We start from the raw sequence: 10,598 nt of genomic DNA on the forward strand, positions 1-10,598 counted from the left end.
TGCGTCCGCCTACCCTATTCGCGCATTGCCCGTGGCTGATAGCGTCGCGCGATCGAAAGGGCGAGCCAAAGGACAATGATGTCGCCATCCACCCGAATTCTGCTGGCGCTGATCGCCGGCATCATCATCGGAATCATGATCGCGGGATATGCGCCACAGGCGGTCGATCCGGTCACCTCGGTCGCCGGGCCGATCGGCCAGGCGTGGCTCAACGGCCTGCAGATGACGATCGTGCCGCTGGTCTTCTCGCTGCTCGTGACCGGCGTCGCGGCGACGGCGGAGGCGGCACAGGCCGGCCGCCTCGCCGGCCGCGCAGTGGGGCTTTACCTTGTCGTGATGGCCGCGTCGGCCGTCGCGGCCGCGTTCCTCACCCCGCTGTTCCTGCACATCGCCCCGCTGCCGATCGAATCCGCCGCCGCGCTGCGGCGCGCGCTGGCCGGTGCCGAAGCCATTCCGCCGGTGCCGCCCGTCGGCGCCTTCCTCGCCGGGATCATCCCCGCCAACGTGCTGAAGGCCTCGGCGGACAGCAACTTCCTGTCGATGATCGTGTTCGCGCTGATCTTCGCCTTCGCGCTGATGCGGATCGATGCGGGGTTGCGCGAGTTGCTGACGCGCTTCTTTTCCGCAATCCGCGATGCGATGCTGGTGGTGATCGGCTGGGTGCTGTGGATCGGCCCGGTCGGCGTATTCGCGCTCGCGCTCGTCGTCGGCGCGAAGGCGGGCGGCGGTGCGTTCCACGCACTGGTCCATTACATCCTGATCGTCTCGGCAGTGGGGCTGGTGGTGTCGCTGTTCGCCTATCCGCTGGCGATGTTCGGCGGGCGCGTGGGGCTCGGCCATTATATCCGCGCCGGGCTGTCGACGCAGGCGGTGGCGATCTCCACCCAATCCTCGCTCGCCTCGCTGCCGGCGATGCTGGCAAGCTCGCGCGCGATGGGCGTGCCGGTGGCGACCGCCGGCGTCACCCTGCCGCTCGCGGTGGCGATCCTGCGCGCGACCGGGCCGGCGATGAACTTCGCGGTGGCGATCTATGTCGCCACCTGGTTCGGCGTACCGCTTCACGCCACCACGCTCGCGGCGGGGGCGCTGGTGGCGATGTTGACCTCGCTCGGCTCGGTCAGCCTGCCCGGCACAGTCAGCTTCGTCGGTGCGATCTCGCCGGTGTGCGCGACGCTTGGGGCGCCGGTCGCACCGCTCGGGCTGCTGGTCGCGGTGGAGACCATGCCGGACATTGTACGCACGCTCGGCAACGTCATGTGGGATCTTGCCACCACGATTACGCTGGCGCGCGGCCAGCGCGTGGCGGAGGATGAGGCGGACACGCTCGTCGAAGGAATCGAAGCATGAAATATCGCACATTGGGTGAGGGACTGAAGGTATCGGCGATCGGCATCGGCTGCATGCCCATGGCGAGCAAGGCGGGCGGGCGGATCAACTATGGCCACGCCGACGACGTGGAGAGCATCGCCACCATCCATCGCGCGATCGAGCTGGGCGTGACCTTCTTCGACACGGCCGAGGTCTATGGCCCTTTCACCAACGAGGAACTGCTCGGCCGGGCGATCAAGGGCAGGCGCGATGGGCTGGTGATCGCCACCAAGTTCGGCCTGATGGGTCCGAAGGGCGATTTCGCGGTCGATTCGCAGCCGTCGAACATCCGCCGGGCGTGCGAGGCGTCGCTGGGGCGGCTCGGTATCGAGGCGATCGATCTCTATTATCAGCACCGCGTCGATCCGAACGTGCCGATCGAGGACGTCATCGGCACGCTGGCGGATCTGAAGTCGGAAGGAAAGATCCGCCACATCGGCCTGTCCGAAGCGGGCAGCAATACGATCCGGCGCGCAGCCGCCACCCATCCGATCGCCGCGCTGCAAAGCGAATATTCGCTGTGGGAGCGCGATATCGAGGAGGATATCCTTCCCACTTGCCGCGATCTGGGCATCGCGCTGGTGCCTTACAGCCCGCTCGGGCGCGGCTTTCTCACCGGCCAGATCACGTCGCGCGCGGATCTGGAGGAGGGCGATTATCGCCTCAACGATCCGCGCTATTCCGAAGAGAATTTCGCCGCGAACCTCAAGATCGTCGATGTCGCGAAGGAGATCGCGGCCGCGCACGGCGCAAGCCCGGCGCAGGTCGCGCTGGCGTGGTTGGCGGCGCAGGGGCCCGATATCGTGCCGATCCCCGGATCGAAGCGACGCGCGACGCTGGAGGATTCGGTCGCCGCTGCGGATCTGACGCTTGGCAGCGATGATCTGGCGCGGCTTGAGGCCGTGGCGCCGCGTGGCGGCACGGCGGGGCCACGCTACCATGAGCGGATGATGGCGATGACGCGGATCTGATCTGCCGTCAGGATAGCGCCTAGCCCATCCTCGACATCGGCAGCTTATTGACAAGGATGTGAACAACCCTTATTGACATGTGTGTCAGTAAGGAGCGATTCGATGGCCGCTACCCTCCCTCCGTTTCCGGGCACCACCGGGCGCCGCGACTGGCGCACCGCGTTCGACGCGATCCGCAAGCTGCTCAACAACGGCGACGATACGGTGCAGGTTTTTCGTATCATGCGCGCACTCAACGTGAGCGATGCCGCAAACGGCTATGCGCGCCTGATCGCCACCGAAAACGGCGGGCGGATCGCCTATGACCAGGTGGAGCTGGCCCAGGTCTTCTCGCAGCCGGGGTTCGCCAGCCAGTTCGCACCGGGAACCGTCGGCGCCGCCTATCGCGAGTTCCTGGAATCCACCGGCTATTCCGCCGATGGCCTTGCGGAGGTCAGCCGCGAAGGTTCGGCCATGGAGGATCTGGCGCATCCTTATGCCTGGTTCGGCCGGCGGATCCGCGACACGCATGACATCTGGCACGTGATGACCGGCTATAAAGCGGACGAGAGCCTGGGCGAAGCGGCGCTGGTGGCATTCAGCTACGCACAGGTCGGCGGCCTCGGGTGGGCGTTCATCGGCACGGCCGCCGCGCTCAAGAGCATGCGCGTCACCAAGGGCACGCTGTTCGCGAAGGCCGTCTGGGAAGGCTATCGCAATGGCCGCGCGGCAAAATGGATTTCCGGCGAGGATTATCTCACGCTGCTGCACGAGCCGCTCGAATCCGCGCGGCAACGCCTCGGTATCCGCAAACCAGAAATCTATCTCGAGGCACAGCGGGTGCTGGGGCCGGAGATGGCCTCCTATCTCAGCAACCGCCGCGAGCAACCTGAGGCGGCGACACCCGCGCCGCAGCAGCTCGCCGCCTGAAACCGGCTCCCTCTCCCCGGGGAGAGAGGATGGAGGGGGGGCCACGGCGCGTCGTGATCCCTTGGCGCGCCGCCCCTCCATCGACACTGCGTGGTGTGCGCGGGCGGGCTGGTGTCGCCCCTGAAACAGCGCCTATGGCTGCTGCGATGCTCGATCGGCTCGTCCTTACCGATTTCCGTAACCACGATGCCCTGGCGCTGGTGCCCACGCGCGGGTTCATCGTGCTGACCGGGCCAAATGGCGCAGGCAAGACCAACGTGCTGGAGGCGGTGTCGCTGCTCGCGCCGGGGCGGGGTCTGCGCCGCGCCGCGCTGGGCGAGATGGCGCGCGCAGACGGCGACGGCGGATTCGGCGTCGCCGCTACGATCGCGGACGGGACGGAGCTCGCAACCGGCACGCTGACAAGTGCGCCCGAGCGCCGCGTCGTGCGGATCAACGGCGCGGCAGCGACCGCGAACGCCTTGGCCGAGCGCCTTTCGATCCTCTGGCTGACCCCGGCGATGGACCGATTGTTCGCCGAACCGGCCGCTGGACGGCGCCAGTTCCTCGATCGGCTCGCGCTGGCGCTGTTTCCCGGCCATGCGACCCACGCCACGCGCTACGATGCCGCGATGCGCAGCCGTAATCGCCTGCTCGCGGAAGAGCGGCCGGACGCCGAATGGCTCGGCGCGCTGGAACGTCGCATGGCGGAGCACGGCGCGGCGATCGACAGGGTGCGGCGCGAAACAGTCGCCGCGCTGGCCGAGAAACTCGCGGCGCAGCCACCGGGCGATTTTCCGCGCGCCGGGCTGGCGCTCGAAGGATGGAGCGGGGATGACGCGGCTTTGTCGGAACAACTCCGCGCGGGGCGCGCGCGCGACGCCGCCGCCGGACGGACGCTGGCCGGGCCGCATCGCGTCGATCTCGCCGTGCGGCATCTCGAAAAGGATCGCCCCGCCGCGCTCGCGTCCACCGGCGAGCAGAAAGCGCTGATGCTCGGCATCATCCTCGCCCATGCCGAGCTGGTCACCGGGCGCACCGGCACACCCCCGGTGCTGCTGCTGGACGAGGTGGCCGCGCATCTCGATCCGGGCCGCCGCGGCGCGCTCTTCGCGCGGCTCGCCGGGCGCGGGCAGGTATGGATGACCGGCACCGAACCGGCGCTTTTCGCCGACGTGCCGTCCCACGCGACGCGGATCGCGCTATCCTGACGAGCGAGGGGTTTACCCGTTCGCCCTGCGCGCTACGCTGGCGTGATGGAGCGGGATCAACTGGAGACTGCGGCGCATCGTGGCGAATGGCGCGGGGGCTGGCGCATCGTGCTGGCGGCGATGATCGGCATCGGCTTCGGCCCGGGGCTGATGCAGAATCTCTCCAGCCTGTTCACACCCAGCCTGACTGCCGCGTTCGGCTGGTCACGCGGCGATATCGCCACTGCCGCCGGTATCGGCCTGTTTGGCGCGCTGCTGGTTCCGCTGATCGGGCGGCAGGCGGATCGGTTCGGCCCACGCCCGGTAATCGTGGCGGCCACGCTGGTGCTCTCCGGCGGGCTGTGCGGCATCGCGGCCACGAACGGCGCGCTGTGGACGTACCAGCTATTAGTCTTTGTCGCCGCGCTCAGCATCGCGGGCACCAGCTCGGTCGTCTATGGCCGCATTATCGCCCCGCGGTTCGTTCGCCATCGCGGGATCGCGCTGGGTGTGGCGACGTCCGGAATCTCGATCACCACCCTTGTGTTTTCACCGGTGATCGCCGCGGTCATCGCGTCTCATGGCTGGCGCGCGGGGTTTCTCGCGCTGGCAGGGCTGGCGGCGTTTGTCGGATTGCCGCTGGTCTTGCTGCTGCTGCGCGGCGCGGCCACCCACCAGCCGGAGCGCGTTCCCGTTCCCGATAACAATATGCCGGAAATCGTGGTTGGCGGCATGAGCGGAGCGGAAGCGCGCCGCGATCCACGATTCTGGCGGCTCGGCGGGGCGGCGGCGCTCATCAATGTGGCAAGCGTCGGGCTGGTCACGCAACTGGTGCCGTTCGGTATCGACAACGGCCTTCGGCTCGACGAGGCGGCGCTGCTTGTCACGAGCTTCGGCGCGGCGCAGATCGTCGGGCGGCTGGCGATGGGGCTGCTTGTCGATCGTTTTCCGGCGCAACGGACGGCGGCCGCATTCGCAGGTGTGTCGGCGATGGCCTTCGCGGCGCTGCTGATGCCGATCCCGGGAACGGGGGCGCTGGTGGCGTCCGTCTTCTTCGCGATGCTGATGTACGGGGCGGAGAACGATCTCCTGCCCTATCTCACCGCGCGGCTTTTCGGGCTGCGCGCCTATGGCGAGACATACGGTACACTACTGACGATGGCGCTGTTCGGCACCGCCGGCGGGATCGTCATGTTCGGGCGCCTGCATGATTCGACCGGCGACTACACGATCGCGCTGTGCGTCGCGGCGGGGGCAATGGGCAGTGCGGCGCTATTGTTCCTGACACTGACCGATCGGCCCACCCACGGCCGCGGGCGCGCCGGATACGGAGACGCCGCCGCCGGTATCAAACCGACGACGGCGTCGTAGAAAGCGGTCGTCCCGCCAGATCAGGCGGCGGCGGCCTGCGTCGCGCCCCGGCGGCGCATCACCCCGCCGACCGCCGCGAAGCCGAGGATCATCAGGCCCCAGGTCGCCGGTTCCGGCACACCTGCCGCCGTGATCGCGACATTGTCGAGAACCGGGCCATAGGCGCCCGGCGTCTGCGACGCGAACGACAAGGTTGTCGAAGCGCCGCTTGCAACAAAGTTATAGGTATATTGCGCCCAGCCCAGGTTCGCCCTGTCGTGGCCAGTCGTATCGAACGTATAGTCGGTGCTGGCATTGCCAGTCGCGCCTACCTGGACGGTCTTGGAAACAGGTGCGCCATCGGGATTGCCGGCAAGCCAGAAGCTGACGCTGTACTTTGTGCCCGCGACCGTATCGAACGTCTGCGCGATACCGCCCTGCCCGTTGCCATCGAGATCGACGCTGCGGCTGCCGTCCTGCGCCGTCCAGTAATTGCCGATATAATCGACGCTGTCGCCGGTCACCGTCCAGCCCGTGATCGACGTCGTGTCGCCACCCGAGACGGTGGTGAACGAAACGGGGCTTATGCCGTTCTCGAAACTGCCGTTGATGAACGCGGCCGCGCTGGCTGCACCCGGGAGCATGAACGCCGATCCGGCAGCGGCGGCGAGAAGAATATTACGCATGGTCGAAACCCCTTACTGTGCCGACCGAACCGAGCCACATATTCATCGGAACTTTCGACGATGTGCCAGCGAACTGACAGTCGCTGACTAGCACGGTAAACGTGGCATTAAGATTATTGTTGCACCGCACCATCGCAAAAATCGCTCGCTTCATCCGCGGATTGCCATTGATCGTTCCCGAACAGCATCATTTCGCGCCCATGACGCGTGATGCCTGGGTATAGATAACCTGCCACCGGCCATCACGCTTGGCCCAGACATCGGCGAAGCGCAGGCGGGCCTCGTATCTTTTTCCGCTGTCCGTGCCGCGCAGCAGCGCCACTCCGCCCATCACCGCGCCGTTCGCCCAGACCTTTTCGATCGGCTGCTCGACGGTGAAAGGCTCGAGCGTGAAGCCGGGCGCGGTGTAATCGCGGATCAGCTCCGCCCTGGTCTCGATCGCCCCGCCGGAGTTCACCAGCGTGTAATCGTCCGCCAGCAACCGCTCCAGCGCGATGCGATCGCCCTTCACCTGTGCCGCATCATACGCCCGTACCGCCTCGGCCAGGTCCGCCGGGAGCGGGGCGGCTGCGGCAAGCAGAATCGCCGTAATGGTAGCGCCCATCGTCTCTCCTCCATTTCGCTTTCGTTGCGGCCACGTCATGCCTATATAATCGGCATGGCAGAACCCCAGAATGCGAATGATTACGGCGCCTCCTCGATCAAGGTGCTGAAGGGCCTCGACGCGGTACGCAAGCGTCCCGGCATGTATATCGGCGACACCGATGATGGCTCGGGCCTCCACCATATGGTGTTCGAGGTTTCCGATAACGCGATCGACGAGGCGCTCGCCGGCCATTGCGACCGGATCGACATCGCGTTGAACGCCGACGGCTCCGTCTCGGTGACCGATAACGGCCGCGGCATCCCGACCGGAATCCATCCCGAGGAGGGTGTGTCTGCGGCCGAAGTCATCATGACCCAGCTCCACGCCGGCGGCAAATTCGAGAATACGTCCGACGACAATGCCTACAAAGTGTCGGGCGGGCTCCACGGCGTGGGCGTCAGCGTGGTCAACGCACTGTCCGAGTGGCTCGATCTCACGATCTGGCGGGACGGGGAGGAGCATTACATGCGCTTCGCCTTCGGCGATGCGGTCGCGCCGCTCAAGGTCGTCGGCAAGGCGGAGGGAAAGAAGGGGACGCGCGTCACCTTCCTGCCCAGCCCCGCCACGTTCAAGATCACCGAATTCGATTTCGAGAAGCTGGAGCATCGCTATCGCGAGCTGGCGTTCCTCAATTCGGGTGTGCGGCTGTTCCTCACAGATGCGCGCCATGAGGAGCCCCGGACGATCGAGCTTTACTATGAGGGCGGGATCGCCGCCTTCGTGAAGTGGCTCGATCGCAACAAGGCGCCGCTGTTTCCGGAGCCGATCGCGATCAGCGGTCAGCGCGACGATATCGGCATCGATGTCGCGCTGGAATGGAACGACAGTTATTACGAAAACGTCCTGTGCTTCACCAACAACATCCCGCAGCGTGACGGCGGCACCCATCTCGCCGCGTTCCGCTCCGCACTGACGCGCACGCTCAACGCCTATGCCGACAAATCCGGCATCCTGAAGAAGGAGAAGGTGAGCCTGACCGGCGACGACATGCGCGAAGGGCTGACGGCGATTGTCTCGGTAAAGTTGCCGGACCCCAAGTTCTCGTCGCAGACCAAGGACAAGCTGGTCAGTTCCGAGGTGCGCCAGCCGCTGGAAAGCCTGCTCGCCGACAAGATGAGCGACTGGCTGGAGGAAAATCCGCAGAACGCGCGCCAGATCGTGCAGAAGGTGATCGATGCGGCCGCCGCGCGCGAAGCCGCGCGGAAAGCGCGCGAGGCGAGCCGCAAGTCGGTGATGGGTATCGCCAGCCTGCCGGGCAAGCTGGCCGACTGCCAGGAGAAGGATCCGGCCAAGTCCGAGCTGTTCATCGTCGAGGGCGATTCGGCTGGCGGCTCCGCCAAGCAGGGGCGCGACCGGCACTTCCAGGCGATCCTGCCGTTGCGCGGCAAGATCCTGAATGTCGAGCGCGCGCGTTTTGACCGGATGCTGGGCAGCCGCGAGATCGGCACGCTGATTCAGGCGATGGGCACCGGCATCGGCCGCGACGAATTCAACGCGGACAAGCTGCGCTACCACAAGATCGTCATCATGACCGACGCCGACGTGGACGGCGCGCATATCCGCACGCTGCTGCTCACCTTCTTTTACCGGCAGATGCCCGAGCTGATCGAGCGCGGGCATCTCTATATCGCCCAGCCACCGCTCTATAAGGCGACGCGTGGCCGGTCCGAAGTGTACCTGAAAGACGAGAAGGCGCTCGACGATTATCTGGTCGAGGCCGGGGTCGCCGCGATGGTGCTTGAAACCAGCGCTGGCGCGCGTTCCGGGCAGGATCTCACGGCGCTGGTCGAACATGCGCGGCGCATGCGCACGGTGATGCGCTACGTCCCCCGTCGGTATGATCCAGTCATCATCGAGGCGCTGGCGATGTCCGGCGCGCTCAATCCCGATCTCGATCGCGCGCGACGCGAGGCGGCGGTGGTGGAGGTTACCCGGCGGCTCGAATCCGGTGATCGCGAGGCGGGCTGGACAGCACGGCTGACAGAGGATGGCAGCATCCATTTCGAGCGGCTGTGGCGCGGGGTGACCGATCACCATATCGTCGAGGCGGCGTTCGTCAGCTCGGCCGAGGCGCGCAAACTGCACTCGCTCGCCGCCGAACAGGCAGAAGCCTTCACCGACGCGGCCAAGCTCGTGCCGCTCAAGGGCGCGGCCGCCACCGAAGACGCTGCCGACACGCCCGTCGGGGATGACGAGGGCGAACAGGCGACCGCGATCGGCAAGGGCGAATCGCTTGTCGCGCGTCCCTCGCAACTGCTCGAGGCAATACTGGCGGTTGGCCGCAAGGGTCTGTCGATCCAGCGTTACAAAGGGCTGGGCGAGATGAACCCCGAACAGCTTTGGGAAACCACGCTCGATCCCACCAATCGATCGTTGCTCAGGGTGGCGATCGACCAGGCGGATGTGGCGGACGAAATCTTCACCCGTTTGATGGGAGACGTGGTGGAGCCGCGCCGCGAGTTCATTCAGGAGAATGCCCTCTCGGTCGCCAATCTGGACGTGTGACGATCGGCGCGGGGCGGTCATCCCGCCTGCGCGCAATCGCCCGTCAAAACCAGGTGCGGACGCCCAATACCAGCGCCGCGCCGCCGGTGCGGTCGCCATCGGCGCGCGCAAAATCGGCGGTGCGGCCGATGCGCCGCCGCCACGAGACGCCGACATAAGGGGCGAATTCGCGCTCTATCTCATAACGCAGCCGGAGGCCCAGTTCCGCCTCGCTCAATCCGGCACCGATGGCGGCGGCGGGAATATCCTGCGCGGCGAAGTTCAACTCGGCGCGAGGCTGGAGGATAAGACGCTGCGTTAGCCGCTGGTCGTAATAGCCGCCGATGCGGGCGCTCAACTCTCCCCTTGTGGAAAGAAACGCCATGGCATCCACCTGAAACCAGTAAGGCGCCAGACCCTCTACGCCGATCGTGGCATAGGTGCGCGGCGCCGCCGCGCGGAAATCCTGGCGCGCGCCCCCCTGAACGTTGAAATACGGGCCGATCGCGCGGCTGTAGAGCGCCTGCACCTCTCCCTCGTCGAGCCGGCCGGCAAACGCGCCGCCGCCCTCGCTCTTGATGACGAGCCGGTCGATATCGCCGCCGAACCAGCCCTCCCCGCTCCAGCGATAGCCGCTCGGGCCGGCGCCGATCCGCGCCTCGGCAAGATCGATCATCACCTGCGAAAAGGTCATGCCGCCATGGTCCCGGCGCAGCGCGGCGCGCGACGCGGCCATGGCATCCGCGCCCCAGAACCGATCGGCGTAATCAGCGACCGGCGCGGGCGGCGGCGGCGCGTTTCCGGCGGGCTGCGCGGTGCCGACCGGTTGCTGCATGCTGGCGGGCGCGGGGGAGGCGGCGCGGGTACAATGCCCCATCGCCGCATGCTCGGGCGGGCATTGCGCATCGCCGGACAGGATCGCAGGCGCAGACATCCCATGCGCGGCGTGCGGATCGGGAGCCGCCTTGCAATGCCCCATCGCGGCATGTTCCGGGGGGCAGGCCGATGCGGCGAC

General features: G+C 66.8%; 9 protein-coding genes. 6 read left to right on the top strand and 3 right to left on the bottom strand.

Annotated elements, in window-relative coordinates:
- Positions 1 to 78: 78 nt before the first annotated feature.
- From FFS35_RS02565 to FFS35_RS02585, 5 genes are all read left to right on the top strand, one after another.
- Complete coding sequence (locus FFS35_RS02565) at positions 79 to 1,347, top strand: cation:dicarboxylase symporter family transporter (protein WP_137785523.1); 1,269 nt, start codon at positions 79 to 81, stop codon at positions 1,345 to 1,347.
- Positions 1,344 to 2,339, top strand: coding sequence for an aldo/keto reductase (locus FFS35_RS02570; protein WP_137785524.1), 996 nt, complete (start codon positions 1,344 to 1,346; stop codon positions 2,337 to 2,339). The genes FFS35_RS02565 and FFS35_RS02570 overlap by 4 nt, the downstream gene beginning before the upstream one ends.
- Positions 2,340 to 2,441: 102 nt before the next feature.
- Complete coding sequence (locus FFS35_RS02575; RefSeq protein ID WP_137785525.1) at positions 2,442 to 3,248, top strand: Coq4 family protein; 807 nt, start codon at positions 2,442 to 2,444, stop codon at positions 3,246 to 3,248.
- 146 nt (positions 3,249 to 3,394) lie between these two features.
- Positions 3,395 to 4,438, top strand: coding sequence for a DNA replication/repair protein RecF (gene recF / locus FFS35_RS02580; protein WP_137785577.1), 1,044 nt, complete (start codon positions 3,395 to 3,397; stop codon positions 4,436 to 4,438).
- A 45-nt stretch (positions 4,439 to 4,483) separates the two neighbouring features.
- Positions 4,484 to 5,788, top strand: a complete 1,305-nt coding sequence (locus FFS35_RS02585; RefSeq protein WP_137785526.1) for an MFS transporter — start codon at positions 4,484 to 4,486, stop codon at positions 5,786 to 5,788.
- 20 nt (positions 5,789 to 5,808) lie between these two features.
- Here the strand turns inward: FFS35_RS02585 and FFS35_RS02590 are convergent, their stop codons facing one another.
- Both FFS35_RS02590 and FFS35_RS02595 read right to left on the bottom strand, forming a co-directional pair.
- Positions 5,809 to 6,453 (bottom strand): choice-of-anchor C family protein, encoded by a 645-nt coding sequence (locus FFS35_RS02590; RefSeq protein WP_137785578.1) that lies wholly within the window; start codon positions 6,451 to 6,453, stop codon positions 5,809 to 5,811.
- A 187-nt stretch (positions 6,454 to 6,640) separates the two neighbouring features.
- Positions 6,641 to 7,057: a nuclear transport factor 2 family protein gene (locus FFS35_RS02595; protein ID WP_137785527.1), complete on the bottom strand. Its 417-nt coding sequence runs from the start codon at positions 7,055 to 7,057 to the stop codon at positions 6,641 to 6,643.
- Between the two features lie 54 nt (positions 7,058 to 7,111).
- Here FFS35_RS02595 and gyrB point away from each other — a divergent pair, with 54 nt between their 5' ends.
- Positions 7,112 to 9,604 carry a DNA topoisomerase (ATP-hydrolyzing) subunit B gene (gene gyrB, locus FFS35_RS02600; protein ID WP_137785528.1) on the top strand — a complete coding sequence of 831 codons (2,493 nt, stop codon included), beginning with the start codon at positions 7,112 to 7,114 and terminating at the stop codon, positions 9,602 to 9,604.
- A gap of 43 nt (positions 9,605 to 9,647) precedes the next feature.
- Here the strand turns inward: gyrB and FFS35_RS02605 are convergent.
- A partial coding sequence (locus tag FFS35_RS02605) for a copper resistance protein B (RefSeq protein ID WP_349290314.1) occupies positions 9,648 to 10,598 on the bottom strand: 951 nt, incomplete at its 5' end.

The organism is Sphingomonas sp. 3P27F8, from assembly GCF_005502745.1.
GTDB lineage: Bacteria > Pseudomonadota > Alphaproteobacteria > Sphingomonadales > Sphingomonadaceae > Sphingomonas.

Coding starts and splice junctions, on each gene's coding strand:
- FFS35_RS02565 (WP_137785523.1), top strand. CDS start 79: ATGTCGCCATCCACCCGAATTCTGCTGGCGCTGATCGCCGGCATCATC.
- FFS35_RS02570 (WP_137785524.1), top strand. CDS start 1,344: ATGAAATATCGCACATTGGGTGAGGGACTGAAGGTATCGGCGATCGGC.
- FFS35_RS02575 (WP_137785525.1), top strand. CDS start 2,442: ATGGCCGCTACCCTCCCTCCGTTTCCGGGCACCACCGGGCGCCGCGAC.
- recF (WP_137785577.1), top strand. CDS start 3,395: ATGCTCGATCGGCTCGTCCTTACCGATTTCCGTAACCACGATGCCCTG.
- FFS35_RS02585 (WP_137785526.1), top strand. CDS start 4,484: ATGGAGCGGGATCAACTGGAGACTGCGGCGCATCGTGGCGAATGGCGC.
- FFS35_RS02590 (WP_137785578.1), bottom strand. CDS start 6,453: ATGCGTAATATTCTTCTCGCCGCCGCTGCCGGATCGGCGTTCATGCTC.
- FFS35_RS02595 (WP_137785527.1), bottom strand. CDS start 7,057: ATGGGCGCTACCATTACGGCGATTCTGCTTGCCGCAGCCGCCCCGCTC.
- gyrB (WP_137785528.1), top strand. CDS start 7,112: ATGGCAGAACCCCAGAATGCGAATGATTACGGCGCCTCCTCGATCAAG.